Source organism: Xanthomonas sp. NCPPB 1067 (assembly GCF_020783795.1).
In the GTDB taxonomy this organism is placed as follows: domain Bacteria; phylum Pseudomonadota; class Gammaproteobacteria; order Xanthomonadales; family Xanthomonadaceae; genus Xanthomonas; species Xanthomonas melonis.
Genome location: NZ_JAJGQG010000032.1, coordinates 25108 through 46551, shown reverse-complemented (window position 1 = coordinate 46551; position 21444 = coordinate 25108). Strand labels below are relative to the sequence as shown.

Here is a 21444-nt window from a genome sequence, read left to right as displayed (position 1 = left end):
CGCCTGCGCCTGTGCCGCCGCCCGTACCGGCAGCGGCGCCGGGAGTGCCGACCTGGCTTGCGCCGCACGCCGCTGCGTCCGCCGAGCAGGCGGCCAGCCTACCGGCCGATGCACTGGCGCCATTGCGCAAGCTGCGCCAACTCGACGAGCCCGGCCCGCGCGGGCTGACCCCGCCCGAGCGGCCGGCGCAGACACCCCTGGAGCGCCTGTTCCAGCGGCTGTTGCAGGCCGATGCGCGCGGCTCGGCGCACAGCCCGCTCAAGCGGCTGCGCTCGCGGTGATCGCGCTCGATTGAGTCACTTGCCGCAAGCGCCGCTGCGCTTGCCCGTTCCGTTTGCCGCCACGCCAGAAAGGATCCGCCCGATGACCGAGACCCGTGCCCGTTCCGCATCACCGTTGCCCAGGCTGGCGACCTGGGCGCTGTGGTTGCTGGGTGCGTTGCTGCTGGTGTTCGTGGTGGCCGTGCCGATGGACGTGAACCAGCAGCTGGTGTTCTCCGGCGTGCTGTTCGCCGTGGCGCTGGCGGTGCGCAACCGCGGCGGACGCCTGGTCATCCTGATGATGATGGGCATGTCGCTGGCAGTGTCGTGCCGCTACATCTGGTGGCGCATGACCCAGACCATGGGCGTGGGCAGTGCGGTGGATTTCATCCTCGGCCTGGGCCTGCTGGGTGCCGAGCTGTATGCCTTCGTGATCCTGGTGCTGGGCTATTTCCAGGTGCTGTGGCCGCTCAACCGCAAGCCGGTGCCGCTGCCGTCCGACCAGAGCCTGTGGCCGAGCGTGGACGTGTTCATTCCCACCTACAACGAGCCGCTGTCGGTGGTGCGCACCACCGTGCTGGCCGCCAGCGTGATCGATTGGCCGGCCGGCAAGATCACCATCCACCTGCTCGACGACGGCCGCCGCGACGAGTTCCGCGACTTCTGCGCCGAGGTCGGCATCAACTACGTCACCCGCACCAACAATGCGCACGCCAAGGCCGGCAACATCAACGCCGCCTTGAAGAAGTGCAGCGGCGAGTACGTGGCGATCTTCGATTGCGACCATATTCCCACCCGCTCGTTCCTGCAGGTGGCGATGGGCTGGTTCCTGCGCGACACCAAGCTGGCGCTGGTGCAGATGCCGCACTATTTCTTCTCGCCGGATCCGTTCGAACGCAACCTGGACACCCACGGCAAGGTGCCCAACGAGGGCGAGCTGTTCTATGGCCTGCTGCAGGATGGCAACGATCAGTGGAATGCCACCTTCTTCTGCGGGTCGTGCGCGGTGATCAAGCGCACCGCGCTGGAAGAGGTGGGCGGGGTGGCGGTGGAAACCGTCACCGAGGACGCGCACACCGCGCTCAAGTTGCAGCGCCGCGGCTATCGCACCGCGTATCTGGCCATCCCGCAGGCCGCGGGCCTGGCCACCGAAAGCCTGTCCGGCCACGTGGCGCAGCGCATCCGCTGGGCGCGCGGCATGGCGCAGATCGCCCGTATCGACAATCCCTTGCTCGGCCGCGGGCTCAGGCTCTCGCAGCGGTTGTGCTATCTCAATGCAATGCTGCACTTCTTCTACGGGTTGCCGCGCATCATCTACCTCACCGCGCCGCTGGCCTACCTGTTCTTCGGTGCGCACGTGATCCAGGCCTCGGCCCTGATGATCCTGGCGTACGCCTTGCCGCACATCCTGCAGGCGAACCTGACCAATCTGCGCGTGCAAAGCCGGTTCCGGCATCTGCTATGGAACGAGGTCTACGAGACCACGCTGGCCTGGTACATCTTCCGCCCGACGCTGGTGGCGCTGATCAATCCCAAGCTGGGCAAGTTCAACGTGACCCCGAAGGGTGGCCTGGTGGCGCGCAGCTATTTCGACGCGCAGATCGCCAAGCCCTATCTGTTCCTGCTGCTGCTCAACGTGGTGGGCGTGGTGGCCGGCGTGCTGCGGCTGATCTATGTGGGCGGCAGCGGCGAGCAGCAGACGATCTGGTTCAACCTGGCCTGGACGCTGTACAACATGGTGCTGCTGGGCGCCACGATCGCCACTGCCAGCGAAACCCGCCAGGTGCGCAGCGCACACCGCGTGCCGCTGGATATCCCGGTCAACCTGTACCTGCCCGATGGCAACGTGCTGGCCAGCCGCTCGCTGAATTTTTCCACCGGCGGCATGGCAATCAAGCTTGATCAGCCGCAGCCGATCGAACCCGGCCTGCCGGTCCAGATCGGCCTGAGCCATCGTGGCATCGAACAGACCTTGCCGGCGGTGGTGCGGCAGGATCGCGACGGCCAGGTCAGCATCCAGTTCACCCAGATGTCGATGGAACAGGAACGCTGGCTGGTGGCGTCCACCTTCGCGCGCGCCGATATCTGGCTGTCGCAGTGGGGCCAGCACGACCGCGATTCGTTCTGGCGCTCGATGGGCCAGGTGCTGGAAGCCAGCGCGCGCGGATTCGGGCGGCTGGGCCGGCACATGGTGGACAGCGCACGGCAGGGTTTCCGCCCGGCGCGTCCGCTGGATCTGGAGTCGTGAGTTCGATGCGTGCTGTGTCCCTTTCCCTTGCCAAGAACCGATTGATGCGAATGTCCCCCGCCTTGTTGACCTGCGCGCTCACCCTGCTGACCGGACTGGCGCAGGCGCAGCAGGCCGTGCCATCCGCAGCGCCGGCCGGCGCCGATCCGCAGGCCACGATCGCGTCCGCCGCACCAGAGGCGCCGGGGGCGCCGCTGCCGGCCGGCAGCACGCGCGCGGCCACGCTGCGCGATCTGGGCATCGATTACGAGATCACCTTGCGCGGCGTGCAGGGCAGCGCCGGCGTGCCCTTCAGCGTGCGCAGCGACGAGATCGTCACCGCCGCCACGCTCAACCTCAAGTACAGCTATTCGCCGTCGCTGTTGCCGGACCTGTCGCACGTCAAGGTCACCATCAACGGCGTCACCGTGGCCACCTTGCCGACCGACAAGGCCAATGCCGGCAAGCTGCTCTCGGCCGATCTGCCGGTCGATCCGCGCCTGATCACCGACTACAACCAGCTCAACCTGCAGCTGATCGGCCACTACACGCGCGAGTGCGAAGACCCCGATCACAGCAGCCTGTGGGCGAACGTGGACGCGGCCACCAGCCTGTCGCTGACCACCACGCCGCTGGCGCTGGCCAACAACCTGGCGCTGCTGCCGGTGCCGTTCTTCGATGTGCGCGACACGCGCCGGCTGGAACTGCCGTTCTATTTCCCGCAGCAGCCGGATCTGGCCACGCTGCAGGCGGCCGGCACGGTGGCCTCGTGGTTCGGCACCCTGGCCGGATATCGCGGCGCGGTGTTCCCGGCCTCGACCACGGCCCTGCCGGCCAGTGGCAACGCGGTGGTGTTGGCCACGCCCGCCACCTTGCCGGCGCAATTCGCCACCGCCGACAGCGGCGTGGCCGATATCCGCGGCCCGACCGTGGCGGTGGTGGTCAACCCGACCGATCCCAACGGCAAGCTGCTGCTGATACTCGGCCGCACGACCGAGGAATTGCAGCGCGCCGCCGCCGCACTGGCGCTGCGTGCGCCGTTGACCGGTGCGGTGGCCCGGATCGGCGAGATGTCCGCACCGGCGCCGCGCCAGCCCTACGACGCGCCCAAGTGGGTGTCCAGCGAGCATCCGGTGCGCTTCGGCGATCTGGTCAGCCAGCCCGGCGCGCTCAACGTCACCGGCTATCACCCGGACCTGATCCGGGTGGGCCTGCAGCTGCCGCCGGACCTGTTCGTGTGGGAACGCGACGGCATTCCGGTGGCGCTGAAGTACCGCTACACGGTGCCGGAGGTGGACAACAAGTCCGCGCTCAACGTCAGCATCAACGAGTCGTTCGTGACCACGCTGCCGCTGACCGGGCGCCCGTATGCCGAATCCACCCCGGTGCGCTGGTGGAACAGCCTGGGCGCGCGCGGCAGCATGCCGGTGCATCAGGATCTGACCTTGCCGGTGGGCGCGTTCTCGGCCAATAGCCAGCTGCGCTTCCACTTCTTCTTCGATCGCCCGCAGGGCGAGGAATGCAAGAACACCTTCCCGGACGTCTCCGGCGCCATCGATGCCGATTCCACCATCGACCTGAGTGGCTTCCACCACTACATGGCGATGCCGAACCTGGCCGCCTTCGCCAATGCCGGTTATCCGTTCACCCGGTTGGCCGACCTGTCCGAGTCGACCATCGTGCTGCCCAACAATCCCGGCGACCAGGATCTGGGCAATGTGCTGACCCTGCTTGGCCGTTTTGGCGCCTCCACCGGCTACCCGGCGCTGCATGCGCAGATCATCGGCGCCAGCGCGATCCAGCAACACGCCGATCGCGACCTGCTGCTGCTCGGCAGCGCCACCTCGCAGCCCCTGTTCAAGCAATGGCAGGCGCAACTGCCGCTGAGCCAGGACGGGCAAAGCCGCCGCATGGGCCTGACCGACTGGCTGTTGGACAAGCTGCCTGGCTTCCTGTCCTTCGACGCGCGCCGCACCGACCTGCCGACCACCGCCGAGATCGCGCTGCAGCCGCAGCCGGACGACGTGCTGTTGATGGGTTTCGAATCGCCGTTGAAATCCGGTCGCAGCGTGGTGGCGTTCCAGACCGAAGACCCGGCCAACATGAGCCGCCTGTTCGATGCCTGGTTCGACCCGGCCCTGCTCAAGGACTTCCAGGGCAGCGTGGTGCTGCTGCAGCAGAAGAAGGTCACCAGCCTGGTCGGCAACCAGACCTATTATGTCGGGCACCTGCCGCTGCCGACCTGGTTGCGCTGGTACTTCTCGCACCACCCGGTGTGGCTGGCGTTGACCGTGGTGCTGCTGGCGCTGTTGCTGGCCCTGGCCGCCCGCGTGGTGCTGCGCCGGCACACCGCAGAACGTCTCAACGAGGGGCAGGGCACATGAACGCACACGACAACGGCCGTGTCTTGACCCGCCGCCGCCTGCTGGGCGCCGGTGCGCTGGCTGGCCTGGCCGCGGTGTTGCCTGCCGGCGCCAAGCCGGCGCCCGCGCAATGCGGCAGCTGGCCGTTGTGGAACGCGTTCGTGTCCAGGCACATCCAGCCCGACGGGCGGGTGGTGGATTTCCTCAACGCCGATCAGCGCTCCACCTCCGAGGGCCAGTCGTATGCGCTGTTCTTCGCGCTGGTGGCCAACGACCAGGTGCTGTTCGACAAGGTGCTGGGCTGGACCCGGCACAACCTGTGCGGCGGTCGCCCGGACCTGAACCTGCCGGCCTGGCTGTGGGGCCGCGACGAAGCCGGCACCTGGCGTGTGCTCGACCCCAACACCGCCAGCGACGGCGAGCTGTGGATCGCCTACGCGCTGCTGGAAGCCGGCCGGCTGTGGAATCGCCCCGGCTACGTCAAGGCCGGCCAGCAGATCCTGCAACTGATACGTGCGCAGGAAGTGGCTACGCTGCCGGGGCTGGGCCCGATGCTGTTGCCCGGCCGCAGCGGTTTCCTCGAACAGGGCCGTTGGACGCTCAACCCCAGCTACCTGCCGATCCAGGTGCTGCGCCGCTGCGCCGGCGCCGATCCCAAGGGCCCCTGGGCCGCCATCGCCGCCAACAGCGCGCGCGTGCTGCGCGACAGTGCGCCGGTGGGCTTCGCCCCCGACTGGACGGTGTGGGATGGCAAGACCTTCGCGGCCGATCCCAAACGCGGCAACCTGGGCAGTTACGACGCCATCCGCGTGTATCTGTGGGCCGGCATGCTCGATGCCGGCGAACCGTTGCGCAGCAAGTTGCTGCAGGACCTGTCCGGCCCGGCCGACCTGCTGGCGGCGGGCACCGGCTTCGCCGAGAAGATCGATACCGCGCGCGGCGTGGGCACCGGCGCGGTGCCGGTGGGGTTTTCCGCCGCGCTGCTGCCCTACCTGAGCGCCCTGCGCCAGCCCGCATTGCTCAAGGCGCAGGCGCAGCGCATTCCCGCCGCCGCCCAGCCTGCGGCCGCCGCCCTGCCGTATTACGAACGCACGCTGGCCCTGTTCGGACAGGGCTGGCTCGAGAACCGCTACCGCTTTGCCGCAGACGGGCGCCTGCTGCCCGCCTGGAGAACGCCTGCATGCTCCGCAACAAACTGACCCCGCTCTACCTCGCCGGCATGATCGACCTGTGCCTGCTCGCCGGCCCGGCGCAGGCGCAGACCAGCGCCACCCAGCAGCTGGTCGGACAGGGCAATTACTGGCACGACCAGGGCCGCGACGATCTGGCCGCCGATACCTGGAAGAAGCTGCTCGGCATCGATCCGGACCAGCCCGACGCCCTGCTCGGTCTGGCCCAGATCGATCTGGCACAAGGCCGCCAGTCCGAAGCGCGCAAGCGCCTGCAGCAGCTCGAAGCCGCCCACCCGCAGTCGCCGCAAGCCCAGCGCCTGCGCGTGGCGATCGGCGCGCGCGGCAGTGGCGGCGCCGGCGAGGATCCCAACCTGCGCAACGCGCGCCGCGCCGCCTCGGCCGGGCGGTATGTGGAAGCCGCGCGCAATTACGAAGCCGCGTTTGCCGGCAAGCCGCCGCCGCCGAACCTGGCGCTGGAGTACTACCAGTCGCTGGCCGGCACGCCTACCGGCTGGGAGCGCGCCCGCGACGGTCTGCGCAAGCTGCAGTCCAGCGAGCCGGCCAACCCGTCGGTGCAACTGGCGCTGGCCCAGGTGCTGAGCTACCGCGAACCCACCCGCCGCGAGGGCATCGCGCAGCTGCGCACGCTGGCCCAGCGCGCCGATGTGGGCGGCCCGGCGCGGACCAGCTGGCGCCAGGCCTTGCTGTGGCTCAACGCCAGCACCGCCGATGCGCCGCTGTACCAGGCGTTCCTGGCCGGCACCCCGAACGATGCGGACATCACGGCCAAGCTCGGCCAGCTGAGCGAGCGCCGCACTGCCGAGAGCGCGCCCGCCGATCCCAACGGCATCGCACTCGGTGAAGGCTTCCGCGCGCTCAACGCCGGCAATCTGGGCGTGGCCGAACAACGCTTCACCCAGGTGTTGCGCGCGCGGGCACGCGATCCCGAAGCGCTGGGCGGGCTGGGCTCGGTGCGCCTGCGTCAGCAGCGCTTCTCCGAAGCGCAGGAGTTGCTGCGCCCGGCCGCGGCCAGCAACGGCAAGTGGAAGACCGCGCTGGACAGCGCGCGCTACTGGCAGCAGCTGCAGCAGGCGGAGGCCGCGCGCGCGCGCGGCGATCTGGCGCAGGCACGCCAGTTGGTGGAGCAGTCGGTGCAGTTGCTGCCCAACGAGCCGGCCGGCCACGTGGCACTGGGCGGATTGCAGGCCGCCAGCGATCCGGTCGCGGCCGAGGCCAGCTATCGCAAGGCCCTGGCACGCGACGCCGACAATGCCGGCGCCCTGCAGGGCCTGGTCGGGCTGTACAGCCGCCAGGGCCGCATGCAAGAGGCCACCGAGTTGTTCAACCGCCTGCCGGCCGCCGAACGCGCCAAGTCCGGTGGACAGGCCTTGCTGCGTTCCAACGTACAGCGCGCCCGCGCCCGCCAGTTTCTGGAAGCCGGCGATGCGGTCAGCGCGCAGGCCGAGCTGGAAGCGGCCATGGTCGAACGTCCTGGCGATGGCTGGATCCGCCTGGATCTGGCGCGCCTGTACCAACAGGCCGGCCGCCCCGACCAGGCCCGCAGCGTCATGGACGGCCTGCTTGCCGTGCATGCCGACCAACCCGAAGCGCTGCATGCCAATGCGGTGTTCGCCCAGGAAAGCGGCGATTGGCAGGGGGCCTACAACAGCCTCGATCGCATTCCCGCTGCTGCGCGCACGCCGGAGATGACCCAGCTGCGCACCACCGCCTGGATCGAACTGCAGGCACGCCAGGCGCGCGGGCTGGTGCAGCAAGGCCGGGTCGGCGAGGCGCAGCAACTGCTGGCGCGTACCGAAACCGCGCTCGGCAACCAGCTCGACGACCCGCAACTGCTGGCCGCGCTGGCTGGCGCGCACGCTGATGCCGGCAACACCCAGCGCGCCCTCGTGCTGGCCCAGCGCCTGGTCACCGGTGCCAACCCGCGCACCGAAGACCGCCTGCAATATGCCGGCGTGTTGCTGCGCGCGCATCAGGACGCCGAACTCTCTGCGGTGCTGCGCCAGTTGCAGGCCACCACCCTGACCCCGGAGCAGCTGCGTCGCTACCAGAGCCTGCGCAGCGCCTACACCTTGCGGCAGGTGGATGCCTTGCGCGAGCTGGGCAATCTGGAAGCTGCCTACGACGCGCTGTCGCCGATCCTGGCGCAGCAACCGGACAACCGCGACGCGCAGGCGGCGCTGGCCCGGCTGTATGCCGCGGCCGGCGACCAGCCGCAGGCGCTGGCGCTCTATCAGCAGATCCTGCAACGCCATCCCAACGATCTGGACACGCTCACCGCCGCCGCCAACAGCGCCGCCGCGCAGTCGGACCTGCGCAATGCCGAAAGCTTTCTGCAGCGCGCGCTGGCGCAGGCGCCGGAGTCGCCGGACGTGCTCGCCGCGGCCGGCCGGGTGTATCGCAGCGCCGGCAAGAACCGCAAGGCCGAGCAGTATTTCCGCGCCGCGCTGGCCGCCCAGCAACGCCAGGCCGGCCAGCTCGACAACGGCCTGCCTGCCGCCCGCGGCCCCGTCGCCGTGGCCTCGTCCGGCCGCCCGCTCAATCCGTTCTCCGGCATGACCGGCGGCACGCCGCGTTCGCCGGCGGTGCTGTCCGAGCGCATGGATGCCGGCAGTGCCTACGCGCAGACCGCGCTGGTGCCGCTGCCCGCGCAACCGGCCGCTGCCCGCTTCGCTGCGCCCGTCACCGCGCCTGTCACCGCCGGTGCGGATGCCTATGCCGGCAGTAGTGCCGATCTCCTGCCGCCTCCGGTGAGCGCCAGCGCAGCGCCGTCGGTGCTGCCCGCACCGACCAGCCGTACGCGTCTGCCCACGCGCAGCGCGCCAACGCTGGCAGCGGCCGACGACCTGCGTCCGCGCGGCGTCGCGGCACAGGCGCTGCCCGCGGCCAGCAGCGGCAACAGCGTGCTCGACGAACTGCGCGCGGTGCAGTCGGAAAACAGCGATCACCTCGCCGGTGGCGCACTGTATCGCTCGCGCGATGGCGAGGACGGCCTGGGCCGCCTGGACGACATCGAGATGCCGGTGCAGGCCGAGTTCGCGGTCGGCGAAGGCAAGCTCGGCGTGACGCTGACGCCGACCGTGGTGGATGCCGGCACCGTGACCACCGATTACGCCACCGCCAGCCGCTTCGGCACCGGCCCGCAGACGGCGGTCAACGATGCGCTGGCCGCCGATCGCAGCCCCATCGATACGCTGGTCAATTCCTCGGTGTATCAACTGCTCGCCACCCAGGGCAATACCGCCGCCACGCGCGAACGCCTGCGTCGCTATGCCTTGAACACCGGTCTGTTCGGCGAGCTGCTGACCGAGAACAACAACAGCACGCCGGCCGCGGTGGCCGCGCTGGCCAACGAACCGTTGCCGGCGTACCTGCTCAGCGTCAACGCCGCCAATACCCCGATCGCCCAGCTGGCGCGCGACATCCTCGGCAACGCCGCCATCCGCGAGCAGCTCGCCGCTGGCGATGGCGCCGCGCTGCAGGCGCTGGCCGGCAGCAGCGCTGCTGCGCAGCAGACGCCCACCACGCTGGCGGCCACGCTCAACGGCATGGCCGCCACCGGCAACGGCGCGCGCCGGCTCGGCCAGGACGATACCGGCGTGGGTGTCGGCGTGCGCTATCGCAACGGCGGCTTCAGCGCCGATGTGGGCAGCACGCCGATCGGATTCCAGGAGCAGAACATCGTCGGCGGGGTCGGCTATCGCGGCGAGCTCGGCGAGACGGTGAGCTGGTCGGCCGATGCCTCGCGGCGCGCGGTCACCGACAGCGTGCTGTCGTTCGCCGGCACGCAGGACGGCCGCAGTGGCCGCGAATGGGGCGGCGTCACCAGCAGCGGCATCGCGCTGTCGGCCACGGCCGACAACGGCCTGCTCGGCGGCTACGCCAATCTCGCCGCGCACCGCCTGACCGGCAACAATGTGGCCGACAACGACCACCGCCAGGCCGACCTGGGCTTCTATGTGCATGCACTGGAAACCCGCAATCAGTCGCTGACCGCCGGCGTCAACCTCACCGCCATGCAATACGACAAGAACCTCAGCGGCTTCACCTACGGCCACGGCGGTTACTTCAGCCCGCAGGAGTATGTGGACCTCGGCTTCCCGGTGCACTGGAGCGGCCGCAGCGCGGGGCAGAGCGTCAACTGGAAGGTCGATGCCAGCATCGGCGTGCAGCATTTCAAGACCGATCCCACGCCGTACTTCCCCACCGATCCGGGCCTGCAGCAGGCGGCCTACGACGCCGCCTCGCTGGCCGCGCTGCTCGGTCTGGTCGATCGCTACACCGATCCGGTGTACGCGGGTCAAAGCCGCACCGGGGTGTCCTACAACCTCAGCGGTGCGGCCGAGTGGCAGGTGGCGCCGCAGTTGTTCCTGGGTGGGCGCATGACCTTCAACAACGCGCGCGACTACAACCAGTTCAGCAGCAATCTCTATCTGCGGTTCGTGATGGACCGGTTGGGCGCCGCCTTGGGCCGTGCACCGCAGGTGCTGACCTCGCCCTACGCCGCCGATCGCTGAGGCGCCCTCCGGTCCGATTGCTCGAAACGCCGAACGGCGCCTCACGGCGCCGTTCGTGCGAGTTGCGTTGCGGCGACGGGGGCGCGCTCTACGGATTCACCGTCGCTGCGCAGGCCAGGACCGACATCTGCTGCGGAAAGCTGATCGCACCCTGGTTCTGCAGCGCAGCCGCGTGTTCCTGCATGCAGGCCATGTACCCGAGGCGGTTGCCGGCGTTCCGGCTCCTGCACAGATTGCTCGCGGCCTGGACATTGGCGCCGGGAATGAAACCGCCGGGTTGCAGGATCGGCACCTGCGTCGGGCAGTTGCCCAATCGCGCCGGCCCGCGGTTCAGCGTCCACCCGATATCGGCGAACATCGCCGGGACCAGGCCAGCGTGCAGATGCGCCGATGATGCCGCCCCGATGTAGGGCTCCATCAGCATGTCCGGATGCAGGTCGGGATCGAAATGCGTCAAGGTCGAGGCGGGCAGCGCGACGGGGGCGTGTACAGCAGCGCGCGGCCGCTGGCGTCGGCGCCCTGCAGCAGCCTTGCCTCTTCGCCGATGCCTGCCACCACGCCGGTGGCGCCAGACAACCGCTGGCCATCGGGCAGCGACGCCCGGAACAGCAGGGTGCGGAATAGGTCGTATGTGCTTGCGACGCGGCAGCGCCATTGCCGCACATCGGGGCTCGGTCAGCGTCGGCGCGCCAGTCGGCTGGCGGCCATCCCGACAGCAGAACGGCGCCTTGCGGCGCCGTCTGCATCCCCATCAAGTGATGCGCGCTCGCCTCAGGGGCGAACCTTGGTGGCGCAGATGAAGGTCGCTGCCTGCTGCACGCGGCTGATCGCCCCCTGGTCCTGCAGTTCGCGCAGATGGTCGTTCATGCAGCTCAGGTAGCCGAACCGGTTGCCCGCATTCTGCGTCCTGCACAGGCTGTTCTCGGCGGTGAGGTTGGCGCCGGGAATCAGACCGCCGGTCTCCACGGTGGGCACCAGCGTATTGCAGTTGCCCAGCCGGGTCAGGCCCTGGTTCAAGGTCCAGCCGATGTCGGCGAACATCGCCGGGGTCAGGTCGATGTTCAGATGCGCCTGCACCTCCGGTGTGTCGAACGGTTCCATCAGCGCATTCGGCTGCAGGTCGGTATCGAAGTGCGAGAAAGTCGAACCGCCGGCCACCACGCTGGGTGCGTACAACCGCGTGCGGCCCGCGCTGTCGGTGCCCTGCAGCAGCTCCGGATCCTCGTACAGTCCGGCCACCACGGCGGTGCTGCCCTTCAGGCGTGCACCGTCGGCCTGCGAAACCATGATCGCCGGGATGGTGATGTCGGTGATCGGCGGCGCCGCATTGCCCATGGTCTGCACGCCGGCGGCGTTGTTGGCTACGATCACGCCCACCGCACCATTGAGCTGGGCGTTCTTGACCTTGATGGCGAAGGCGCAGGTGCCACGGTCGATCAAGGCCACCTTGCCGGCCACTTCGGCGGCGTTGGCGAATGGCGTCTCGCAGCCATCGGTGGCCGATGCGGCCGCAACGCCATCGTTGACGGTCACCACCGCGCGCGCCGGGAAATTGCCTGCGGTGGCCAGTGGCCCGAAGCTGGCGAAGCCCACTTCGAACTTGCCGGCAGCGGTGCTGGGCGCGGTGACCTGCAGCAGGGTGCGCGGATCCAGGATCAGGGTCGCCTCGCGATTGACCCGGGTGCCGGCCCACACCGTACGGCCCGGCGTGCGCATCGCTTCGGCGCGCAAGGCGTTGGTCATGGCCGGGTCGTCGAAACGCTTGTTCTGCACGTTGTCGTAGGCTTGCGAGGTATACACGTCGGTCAGCCCGCTGCCGGAACCGAGCGCGCCGGTGGTCTTGTTGAGGAAGCCGGCAGCGCCCAGGCCGTGGCCAATCTCGTGCATCACCACATTGAGGAAGTTGATCTGGCCTTCCGGGGTCTTGCCGTCCAGGCCCAGGTACCAGCCGGAGCCGGCCAGGCAGTCGTCCTTGCCCAGGTCGCCGTTGAACTGCGAGAACACGTCGGCCGGGTCGGCCGGATCCGGCACCAGGTCCTGTCCGGCGATCGCATCACCCAGCGCGGAGGGATACAGCGTGTTGGGTTTGGCGCCGGGGAAGTTGTTGACGATCCAGTTCGGCCCCGCCTGGCCCAGCGTGCCGCCGGTGGCGGTACAGGTCAGTCGCGCGAACGAGGCATAGACCTTGATCTCCACATTGCTCTGCAGCACCGCGCCCCACAGATCCATCGCGTACTGGTAGGCGATCCGGCGCTGCTCGCCGATCGAGCGGCCCGGATTGCCGCCCAGCGGCGTGGCGGCGGTGGGATCGTTCAGGCCCACCACGGTGCCGGCGTCGCCATTGATCAGCGTTACGTTGGCAGCCGATGCCTGTAGCGGCGCGAGCGCTGCGCCCACGGCCAGGGACAATAGCAACAAGGGCTTATTCATGCGGCAGCGCTCCGTGCTCGGCGTGGGCGGGTTGGGTGTCGGCGTCCTCGCCGTGTTCGATGACGATGCGGCCGTCGGCCTGACGGGTGGCGGTCAGCGAACTCATTTGCGTGGCCGGCAACTTGCGCGCCACGGTGCCGTTGGGCAGCCGACGGACAGTGGCCTGCGCGGCGGCTTCGCTCTGCGGCATCGCGGTGCGTGCGGCACGACCGGCTGCACTGCGGGCAGCGGAGGCAGCCTGTTGATCCAGTGCCGCGCTTTCGGCATCGGTCAGGGCGCGCAACTTGCCGGTGGCCGGATCGATACCGACCTTGGAACTGGCGGCGACCTCCTGGGCCCCGGCAATCGCCGGCAGGCAGGCAAGACACAGCATGCCGGACAACATCCATCCGGGCTTTCGAGAACTCATCATCGTTGGGGTTTCCTTGGGCCAACTGCAGAAAAGAACGCCGTATGACAACCGGGTTCGGGAGAATCCTTCCGTTTTAGTCTGTTCATGACTGAATCATGAATCAGTGACGAGTGTCAACCTTTTGACAGTCTGGGGTCATAAAAGCGAAGTCATGTGATGAAAAGCGTGGTTTCACGCTTGCACTACGGCGAAGCCGGAAAAGAGCTGGCGACTTCCGTCAGAAATCCGACGTGGCGACATGCATGAGGGCGTGTCGTGTTTTCGGTTGCTCGCCTGGAACGGGGCGACGGGTTAGCCAGGGCACGGACGGCGCGTGTCGCGGCCACATCGCCGCTGACCATGCATGGTTCGGATTCGCTGACCGGTCGGGGCTCCGGCGCGGATACGTCGGGCAAGGCGGCCGCGCAGAGCGGCGCCCTGCCATGCGGCAGGTTGCGATCCCGCAGCAGTGGGCGGCCGGTCGCCACCGGTACCCGCAAGCGGCAGGGCAGGGCAGAAGCAGAGATTGCAGCAAGAGCGGGGTCGCAGATGCGCGCAGTCCCTGCGTACACTGCGCGTCCCGCTGCGATGGCCGGCAACCAGGGCTGCACGCGGAGTCCATCGCACCACTCAGGTCCCGCATGCACGCCGTCATCTATCACAACCCCGCCTGCGGCACGTCCCGCAACACCCTGGCGCTGATCCGGCATGTCGGCATCGAACCGCAGATCATCGAGTACCTGCAGCACCCGCCGAGCCGGCAGACGCTGCAGGCGCTGATCGCCGAGGCCGGACTGTCGGTGCGCGAGGCGATCCGGCAGAAGGGCACCCCGTATCTGGACCTGGGGCTGGACGACCCGGCGTTGGATGACGCCACGTTGCTGAGCGCGATGCTGGCGCATCCGCTGCTGATCCAGCGTCCCTTTGTGCAGACCCCGCTGGGCACACGGCTATGCCGTCCCTCGGAACAGGTGCTGGCCGTGCTGCCGCCCGCCGGCAGCGGCTTCTGCAAGGAAGATGGCGAACCGGTGCTGGATGACTCGGGGCGGCCGGTCGGCGGCTGCATTCGGTCTTGAACGCCGCACGCCGCCTCGCTCACCTCGACGTACGCCACACGTTCTAAGATCGCGGCATCGTTTGCTCGGGAGCATCCGCATGATTCGCGAGATCATTCGCATGGGCGACAAGCGCCTTCTGCGCGTCGCGCCTCCGGTGACCGACCTCGGCAGCGCGGAGCTGCACGCGCTGGTGGCCGACATGTTCGAGACCATGGACGCCGCGCACGGCGTGGGGCTGGCCGCGCCGCAGATCGCCGTCGATCTGCAATTGATGGTGTTCGGTTTCGAGGCCAGCGCGCGTTACCCCGAGGCGCCGGCCGTACCGCGCACGGCGCTGGCCAACGCACAGATCGAACCGCTCTCGGACGCGATGGAGAACGGCTGGGAAGGATGCCTGTCGATCCCCGGCCTGCGCGCGGTGATTCCGCGTTATCGCCATATCCGTTACCGCGGCTTCGCGCCCGACGGTACGCCGATCGAGCGCGAGGCCGAAGGCTTCCACGCGCGCGTGGTGCAACACGAGTACGACCATCTGATCGGTCGCCTGTATCCCTCGCGCATCGAAAACTTCGACACCTTCGGTTTCGAGGACGTGCTGTCGTACGACCTGTAGTGGTTCCACGTGCCTTGCTGCCGGGCCCTTGCCCGCCCACCCTCGCGGGGCACGCTGCAAGCACGTCCTTGCAAGCGCTGACGCGGCATCCATGCCGTGCAAGGTCCCGCGACGGTGAGCGGGCAAGGACCGGTCGGATCGGTCGATGCGCAGGGTTTCGAAGCAGACAGCAACCAACGGCAACAGACCAGACCCCCGGCCGCTGACTCAATGAATCAAGAAGGGCGCCTTGCGGCGCCCTTTTCGTCCCACTGCTGCTTACTTCAGCGCCTTGAAGCGCAAGCGCTTCGGGCCGGCATCGTCGCCCATGCGCCGCTTCTTGTCTTCCTCGTATTCGCGGTAGTTGCCCTGGAAGAACTCCACGTGCGAATCACCTTCGAAGGCAAGGATGTGCGTGGCGATACGGTCCAGGAACCAGCGGTCGTGCGAGATCACGAAAGTGTTGCCGGGGAACTCCAGCAAGGCGTCTTCCAGCGCGCGCAGGGTCTCGATGTCCAGATCGTTGGACGGTTCGTCCAGCAGCAGCACGTTGCCGCCCTGCAGCAGGGTCTTGGCCATGTGCAGGCGCCCGCGTTCGCCGCCCGACAGCGAGCCGACCATCTTCTGCTGATCCTGGCCCTTGAAGTTGAAGCGGCCGATGTACGCGCGCGACTGGATCTCGGTGCCGTTGATGTTGAGGATGTCCAGGCCGCCGGAAATCTCCTGGAACACGTTGTGGTTGCCTTCCAGCTTGTCGCGGCTCTGGTCCACGTAGGACAGCTGCACGGTGGGGCCGACCACGATCTCGCCCGAATCCGGCTTCTCCTGCCCGGTGATCATCTTGAACAGGGTCGACTTACCGGCACCGTTGGGGCCGATGATGCCGACGATGGCGCCCGGCGGGATGATCATCGACAGGTTGTCGATCAGCAGACGGTCGCCGAACTTCTTGGAGACGTTCTTGAACTCCATCACCGAGTTGCCCAGGCGCTCGCCCGGCGGGATGAAGATCTCGTTGGTCTCGTTGCGCTTCTGGTAATCCTGCGACTGCAGTTCGTCCAGGCGCGCCAGACGGGCCTTGCCCTTGGAGCGGCCGCCCTTGGCGTTCTGGCGCGACCATTCGAGCTCCTTCTGGATCGCCTTCTGGCGGGCCTTCTCCTGGTTGTCTTCCTGCTTGAGGCGCTCGTCCTTCTGGGTCAGCCATTCGGTGTAGTTGCCCTTCCACGGAATGCCGCGGCCGCGGTCCAGCTCCAGGATCCACTCGGCGGCGTTGTCGAGGAAGTAGCGATCATGGGTCACCGCGACCACGGTACCGGTGTAGCGCGCCAGGAACTGCTCCAGCCATTCCACCGACTCGGCGTCCAGGTGGTTGGTCGGTTCGTCCAGCAGCAGCATGTCCGGCTTCTGCAGCAGCAGGCGGCACAGCGCCACGCGGCGCTTCTCGCCGCCGGACAGGTTGGCGATCTTCGCGTCCCACGGCGGCAGGCGCAGCGCATCGGCCGCCACGTCCAGCTGGTTTTCCAGGGTGTGCGCATCGCCGGCGGCCAGGATGGCTTCCAGGCGTTCCTGTTCCTTGGCCAGCGCATCGAAATCGGCGCCTTCCTCGGCATAGGCCGCATAGACCGCTTCCAGGGCGGCCTGGGCCTGCAGCACTTCGCCCACGCCTTCCTCGACCGATTCGCGCACGCTCTTGTTCGGGTCCAGCTCCGGCTCCTGCGCCAAGTAACCGACCTTGATGCCCGGCTGCGGGCGGGCCTCGCCCTCGAAATCGGTGTCCACGCCGGCCATGATCTTCAGTACCGTGGACTTGCCCGCGCCATTGAGGCCCAGCAGACCGATCTTGGCGCCCGGGAAGAAGCTCAGCGAGATGTCCTTGATGATCTGCCGCTTTGGCGGCACCACCTTGCTGACCCGGTTCATGGTGTAGATGTATTGCGACATGGGTGCTCCGTAGACGCAGGCAGCCCGCCGGCCAAGGCCGGAGGCGGCGGAAGAGGGATGCCATCGATTATACCGGCAAGTGCCTGGAGCCGCGGATGGGCACTGCCAGTTAAACCGCATCCCAGCTATGACCTGAATAGGCGATTTCGTAAGCGTTTCCAGCAAGAAGGCGTTAAGGCAGCCAGCGCCTTAATGAAATTGCGACATCGCAACCAGGAGCTGGCCATGAACCGCAAATGCATCGTCACCGTCGTGCTGTCTTCCATTCTGGCCTTGGGCGCCGTGGCCCCGGCAGCGGCTGACGACTGGGACCGCCGTCACGACCGCGACCGCCGTCACCACGACGATCGCCGCGACCACCGCCATTGGCGGGCCGAGCGCCACGACGACCGCCGTTACGACCGTCGCGAATGGCGCCAGGATCGCCGCGTCTACAGCCATGGCTACCGCGAGGGCTACCGGGACGCGCGCTACCGCGACCGCTACCGTCGCGGCTACACCTACGTACCGGCGCCGGTCTATTACGACGCTCCGCGGTATTACGGCGGGCCGCGTTATGTGCGTGGCCACCGCTATCACGGTCCGGTCTATGTGGTGAACGATTACGACCGCTACAACCTGCGCTATCCGCCGCGCGGCTACCGCTGGCAGCGCGACAACACCGGCAACTTCCTGCTGGTGGCCATCGCCACCGGCGTGATTGCCGACCTGGTCCTCAACAACTGAGGCAGCAGCAACCGAGGCGGCAGCGGCCGGGCAGGCCCGCCGCCGTGAGCCAGCCAGGCGACGGGCGCACTTCGGTGCGCCCGTCGCGTTTGTCACTCTCCTGGCGCAGGCTGCGCCAGTGCGCGCGGATTGGTCACCCGTACGCGAGGCGCTTACAATCGGCGGCCTCACTGGCCACAGCTGCCCCGGAGCTCTGCATGTTCTCGCGCGACGTTCGACTGGAAACCTACGACCCCGAACTGGCCAAGGCCATCGCCGACGAAGCCGGCCGCCAGGAGGATCATGTCGAGCTGATCGCCAGCGAGAACTACTGCAGCCCGCTGGTGATGGAGGCGCAGGGCAGCCAGCTGACCAACAAGTACGCCGAAGGCTACCCGGGCAAGCGCTACTACGGCGGCTGCGAGTACGTGGACATCGCCGAGCAGCTGGCGATCGACCGCATCAAGCAGGTGTTCGGCGCCGATTATGCGAACGTGCAGCCGCACAGTGGCTCGCAGGCCAACCAGGCGGTGTACTTCGCGCTGCTGCAGCCGGGCGACACCATCCTGGGCATGAGCCTCGCCCACGGTGGCCACCTGACCCACGGCGCCAAGGTCAACGCGTCGGGCAAGCTGTTCAACGCCGTGCAGTACGGCGTGAACGAACAGGGCCTGATCGATTACGACCAGGTGCAGCGTCTTGCCACCGAGCACAAGCCCAAGATGGTGGTGGCCGGGTTTTCCGCGTATTCGCAGAAGATCGACTGGGCCCGCTTCCGCGCCATCGCCGATAGCGTCGGCGCGTACCTGTTCGTGGACATGGCGCACGTCGCCGGCCTGGTCGCCGCCGGCGTCTATCCCAGCCCGCTCGAGCATGCGCATGTGGTCACCTCGACCACCCACAAGACCCTGCGCGGCCCCCGCGGCGGCATCATCCTGGCCAAGGGGGCGGACGAAGACCTGCAGAAGAAGCTGCAGTCGATCGTGTTCCCCGGCATCCAGGGCGGCCCGCTGATGCATGTGATCGCCGCCAAGGCGGTGGCCTTCAAGGAAGCGCTGGAGCCGGCCTTCAAGACCTATCAGCAACAGGTGGTCAAGAATGCCCAGGCCATGGCCAGCACGCTGATCGCGCGCGGCTACAAGATCGTCTCCGGCGGTACCGAAAACCACCTGATGCTGGTGGACATGATCGGCCGCGAGGTGTCCGGCAAGGACGCCGAGGCCGCGCTCGGCAAGGCGCATATCACCGTCAACAAGAATGCCGTGCCCAATGATCCGCGTTCGCCGTTCGTGACGTCGGGCCTGCGTCTGGGCACTCCGGCGATCACCACCCGCGGCTACCAGGAACAGGACAGCATCGAGCTGGCCAACTGGATCGCCGACGTGCTCGACGCGCCGACCGACGAAGCCGTCATCGCCCGCGTGCGCGAGGCGGTGACCGCGCAGTGCAGGAAGTATCCGGTGTATGGCTGAGATGCTGGCGCCCGGGACCCGGGACCCGGGACCCGCAAGAGCGGGCATCCCAGCCGCCATGCGTGCAGCCCCGCAACCGGGGCGCGATTCGTGTTTTGCCGGGTCCCGGGTCCCGGGTCCCGAGTCCCGGCGCTCCTGATGCACTGCCCCTTCTGCCAGCACAACGACACCCGCGTGATCGATTCGCGCGTGTCCGAAGACGGCACCACGATCCGGCGGCGTCGCGAGTGCGAAGCCTGCGGCGAGCGTTTCAGCACCCTGGAAACGATCGAGCTGAAGTTGCCCACCGTGGTCAAGAGCGACGGCGCGCGTGAGGCGTTCGATGCACGCAAGCTGCGCACCAGCTTCGATCGCGCGCTGCAGAAGCGGCCGGTGGCCGAGGAGCAGATCGAGGCGGCTGTGCGTTCGGTGGTGCATCAGCTGCGGATGTCCGGCGAGCGCGAGGTCGGTTCGTTGCGGGTAGGCGAGTACGTGATGGCCGAGCTGCGCAAGCTCGATCACGTGGGCTACGTGCGCTTTGCCTCGGTCTACCGCAGTTTCCAGGACGTGGCCGATTTCCGCGAAGAGATCGAAAAACTCGAGCGGGAGCTTCCGGTCGGCAGCGAGCAGCTGCCGTTGCTGGAAGCGGCACTGGAGCGTGCCGGCAAGCCCGGCAAGCGCTGACGCCTGGTGCGCATCGCCCGTGTGGCGGAAGCACCGGAGCATCTGCCGGCCATCGCGCGGGCGCATGTGCAGGCGTTCGGCAGGTGGTCGCCGGACTGGAACGTTGCCGAGGCCTTGAACCAGCTGCGCAGCCATGCGCACGGCGATGCCATGGCAACGACGTGGGTTGCGCTCGATGGCGCGCAATGGCTTGGGTCGGTCAGCCTGCTGCACGCCGACGATGCGATCGACCGGCAGTGGTCGCCCAGATTGGCCTCGCTTTACGTCCGGCCGCAGGCGCGCCGGCACGGGGTCGGCCAGGCGCTGGTGGCACGCTGTGTGCGGGCCGCTGCAGACCTGCGCGTCGGCCGGTTGTACCTGTACTGCCTGCCGGAACTGGCGCCGTTCTATCGACGCCTGGGATGGCAAATACACACCGAAGTCGTACTTGGGCCAATGCAGGTCGTGGTGATGTGCATCGCGCCGCAGGAGACAGCACCGTGACCGATAGCGTTTGCGCCGTGACCGCCACCGCCGACGACCACCGCTGGATGGCGCAGGCCCTGCGCCTGGCCGAACGCGGTGCCTATACCACGCGGCCGAATCCAATGGTGGGCTGCGTGATCGTGCGCGATGGCGTCTGTGTCGGCGAAGGCTTCCATCAACGCGCCGGTGGTCCGCATGCGGAGGTGTTCGCGCTGCGTGCCGCCGGCGAGCATGCCCGTGGAGCGACTGCCTATGTGACCTTGGAGCCGTGCGCGCATTACGGGCGCACGCCGCCGTGTGCGCTGGCCCTGATCGAGGCCGGTGTCGCACGCGTGGTGGCGGCCATGGCCGACCCGTTCCCGCAGGTCAATGGCGGCGGATTCGCGCTGCTGCGCGAAGCGGGCATTGCGGTGACCACAGGCGTGCTGCAGGCGCAGGCGCGCGCGCTCAATCACGGGTTTCTGTCGCGGGTGGAGCGCGGCCGGCCATGGCTGCGGGTCAAGCTGGGGGCCAGCCTGGATGGACGCACTGCCCTGGCCAGTGGCGAATCCAAATGGATCACCGGTGCCGACGCGCGCGCCGATGTGCAGCGCTGGCGCGCGCGTGCCGGCGCGATCCTGACCGGCGCCGGCACGGTGCTGGCCGACGACCCGTCGATGACGGTGCGCCTGGGCGACGACACGCCGTGCGTGCCGCCGCTGCGGGTGGTGCTGGATGCCGGCCTGGGGACGCTTGCCTGCGGCAACATCCGCCAGGGCGGTGCGTCGACGCTGTATCTGCATGGCGAAGCGGTGATGCCGCCGCAGCTGGAAGATGCCGAGTTCCTCGGCATGCCGCTGCACGGGGGGCGTTTCGACCTGGAGGCCGTGTTGGCCACGCTGGCCGGGCGCGGCATCAACGAGGTGCATGTGGAAGCCGGCGCCACCCTGAGCGGGGCGCTGCTGCAGGCCGGGCTGGTCGATGAGCTGCTGGTCTATGTGGCGCCGGTGCTGCTGGGCGATACCGCGCGGCCGCTGTTGGCAGGGCTGCAGATCCCAACCCTGGCGCAGCGGCAACAGCTGCAATTGCTCGACCTTCGCCAGCTGGGGCAGGACCTGCGCCTGCGCTATGCGCCAGTGACGGCGGATTGATGTTCCAGCAGATGAATCCTCGCCAGACAGCCGCGATCCC

General features: G+C 68.3%; 15 protein-coding genes and 1 pseudogene. 12 read left to right on the top strand and 4 right to left on the bottom strand.

Translation table 11 applies throughout. From position 1 onward, the window contains the following. From LL962_RS18255 to LL962_RS18235, 5 genes and pseudogenes are all read left to right on the top strand, one after another. Positions 1-281: pseudogene (locus LL962_RS18255) on the top strand (hypothetical protein); the annotation flags it as partial. An 82-nt stretch (positions 282-363) separates the two neighbouring features. Continuing rightward, entirely contained in the window at positions 364-2508 is a 2145-nt protein-coding gene (gene bcsA, locus LL962_RS18250; RefSeq protein WP_104584974.1) for a UDP-forming cellulose synthase catalytic subunit, read from the top strand. A 44-nt stretch (positions 2509-2552) separates the two neighbouring features. After that, positions 2553-4871 carry a cellulose biosynthesis cyclic di-GMP-binding regulatory protein BcsB gene (gene bcsB, locus LL962_RS18245; protein WP_228317932.1) on the top strand — a complete coding sequence of 773 codons (2319 nt, stop codon included), beginning with the start codon at positions 2553-2555 and terminating at the stop codon, positions 4869-4871. Continuing rightward, complete coding sequence (gene bcsZ / locus LL962_RS18240) at positions 4868-6049, top strand: cellulose synthase complex periplasmic endoglucanase BcsZ (RefSeq protein WP_228317931.1); 1182 nt, start codon at positions 4868-4870, stop codon at positions 6047-6049. Before bcsB ends, bcsZ begins: the two co-directional genes overlap by 4 nt. Next, a complete protein-coding gene (locus LL962_RS18235) occupies positions 6031-10557 on the top strand; it encodes a cellulose biosynthesis protein BcsC (RefSeq protein WP_228317930.1) in 4527 nt (1508 codons plus the stop codon). The genes bcsZ and LL962_RS18235 overlap by 19 nt, the downstream gene beginning before the upstream one ends. Positions 10558-10645: 88 nt before the next feature. Here the strand turns inward: LL962_RS18235 and LL962_RS18230 are convergent, their stop codons facing one another. The 3 genes from LL962_RS18230 to LL962_RS18220 form a co-directional block, all read right to left on the bottom strand. Next, positions 10646-11212, bottom strand: a complete 567-nt coding sequence (locus LL962_RS18230) for a hypothetical protein (protein ID WP_228317929.1) — start codon at positions 11210-11212, stop codon at positions 10646-10648. 116 nt (positions 11213-11328) lie between these two features. Next, positions 11329-12987, bottom strand: a complete 1659-nt coding sequence (locus tag LL962_RS18225) for a PA domain-containing protein (protein ID WP_228317928.1) — start codon at positions 12985-12987, stop codon at positions 11329-11331. After that, entirely contained in the window at positions 12980-13399 is a 420-nt protein-coding gene (locus tag LL962_RS18220) for a post-PEP-CTERM-1 domain-containing protein (protein WP_146092301.1), read from the bottom strand. The genes LL962_RS18225 and LL962_RS18220 overlap by 8 nt, the downstream gene beginning before the upstream one ends. Positions 13400-14019: 620 nt before the next feature. Between LL962_RS18220 and arsC the strand changes: the two genes are divergently transcribed. Both arsC and def read left to right on the top strand, forming a co-directional pair. Then, positions 14020-14454, top strand: a complete 435-nt coding sequence (gene arsC, locus LL962_RS18215; protein WP_104584962.1) for an arsenate reductase (glutaredoxin) — start codon at positions 14020-14022, stop codon at positions 14452-14454. Between the two features lie 79 nt (positions 14455-14533). After that, positions 14534-15049, top strand: a complete 516-nt coding sequence (gene def / locus LL962_RS18210; protein WP_104584961.1) for a peptide deformylase — start codon at positions 14534-14536, stop codon at positions 15047-15049. A gap of 258 nt (positions 15050-15307) precedes the next feature. On the opposite strand, the gene ettA is transcribed toward def, so the two are convergent. Beyond that, the gene (gene ettA / locus LL962_RS18205) at positions 15308-16969 is read right to left on the bottom strand and encodes an energy-dependent translational throttle protein EttA (RefSeq protein ID WP_104584959.1); all 1662 of its coding nucleotides are present in this window, start codon (positions 16967-16969) and stop codon (positions 15308-15310) included. A 225-nt stretch (positions 16970-17194) separates the two neighbouring features. Here ettA and LL962_RS18200 point away from each other — a divergent pair, with 225 nt between their 5' ends. The 5 genes from LL962_RS18200 (at position 17195) to ribD (ending at position 21404) form a co-directional block, all read left to right on the top strand. Then, positions 17195-17695, top strand: coding sequence for an RcnB family protein (locus tag LL962_RS18200; RefSeq protein ID WP_228317927.1), 501 nt, complete (start codon positions 17195-17197; stop codon positions 17693-17695). Positions 17696-17892: 197 nt separating this feature from the next. Next, entirely contained in the window at positions 17893-19146 is a 1254-nt protein-coding gene (gene glyA, locus LL962_RS18195) for a serine hydroxymethyltransferase (protein ID WP_104584957.1), read from the top strand. 138 nt (positions 19147-19284) lie between these two features. Then, positions 19285-19809 (top strand): transcriptional regulator NrdR, encoded by a 525-nt coding sequence (gene nrdR / locus LL962_RS18190; protein WP_104584955.1) that lies wholly within the window; start codon positions 19285-19287, stop codon positions 19807-19809. Between the two features lie 6 nt (positions 19810-19815). Further along, complete coding sequence (locus tag LL962_RS18185; RefSeq protein ID WP_104584953.1) at positions 19816-20292, top strand: GNAT family N-acetyltransferase; 477 nt, start codon at positions 19816-19818, stop codon at positions 20290-20292. Positions 20293-20309: 17 nt separating this feature from the next. Beyond that, the gene (ribD, locus tag LL962_RS18180) at positions 20310-21404 is read left to right on the top strand and encodes a bifunctional diaminohydroxyphosphoribosylaminopyrimidine deaminase/5-amino-6-(5-phosphoribosylamino)uracil reductase RibD (RefSeq protein ID WP_329957144.1); all 1095 of its coding nucleotides are present in this window, start codon (positions 20310-20312) and stop codon (positions 21402-21404) included. Positions 21405-21444: the final 40 nt, after the last annotated feature.

Excerpts from the sequence above, each read along its gene's own strand:
- bcsA (WP_104584974.1), top strand. The coding sequence starts at position 364 with ATGACCGAGACCCGTGCCCGTTCCGCATCACCGTTGCCCAGGCTGGCG.
- bcsB (WP_228317932.1), top strand. The coding sequence starts at position 2,553 with ATGCGAATGTCCCCCGCCTTGTTGACCTGCGCGCTCACCCTGCTGACC.
- bcsZ (WP_228317931.1), top strand. The coding sequence starts at position 4,868 with ATGAACGCACACGACAACGGCCGTGTCTTGACCCGCCGCCGCCTGCTG.
- LL962_RS18235 (WP_228317930.1), top strand. The coding sequence starts at position 6,031 with ATGCTCCGCAACAAACTGACCCCGCTCTACCTCGCCGGCATGATCGAC.
- LL962_RS18230 (WP_228317929.1), bottom strand. The coding sequence starts at position 11,212 with ATGGCGCTGCCGCGTCGCAAGCACATACGACCTATTCCGCACCCTGCT.
- LL962_RS18225 (WP_228317928.1), bottom strand. The coding sequence starts at position 12,987 with ATGAATAAGCCCTTGTTGCTATTGTCCCTGGCCGTGGGCGCAGCGCTC.
- LL962_RS18220 (WP_146092301.1), bottom strand. The coding sequence starts at position 13,399 with ATGATGAGTTCTCGAAAGCCCGGATGGATGTTGTCCGGCATGCTGTGT.
- arsC (WP_104584962.1), top strand. The coding sequence starts at position 14,020 with ATGCACGCCGTCATCTATCACAACCCCGCCTGCGGCACGTCCCGCAAC.
- def (WP_104584961.1), top strand. The coding sequence starts at position 14,534 with ATGATTCGCGAGATCATTCGCATGGGCGACAAGCGCCTTCTGCGCGTC.
- ettA (WP_104584959.1), bottom strand. The coding sequence starts at position 16,969 with ATGTCGCAATACATCTACACCATGAACCGGGTCAGCAAGGTGGTGCCG.
- LL962_RS18200 (WP_228317927.1), top strand. The coding sequence starts at position 17,195 with ATGAACCGCAAATGCATCGTCACCGTCGTGCTGTCTTCCATTCTGGCC.
- glyA (WP_104584957.1), top strand. The coding sequence starts at position 17,893 with ATGTTCTCGCGCGACGTTCGACTGGAAACCTACGACCCCGAACTGGCC.
- nrdR (WP_104584955.1), top strand. The coding sequence starts at position 19,285 with ATGCACTGCCCCTTCTGCCAGCACAACGACACCCGCGTGATCGATTCG.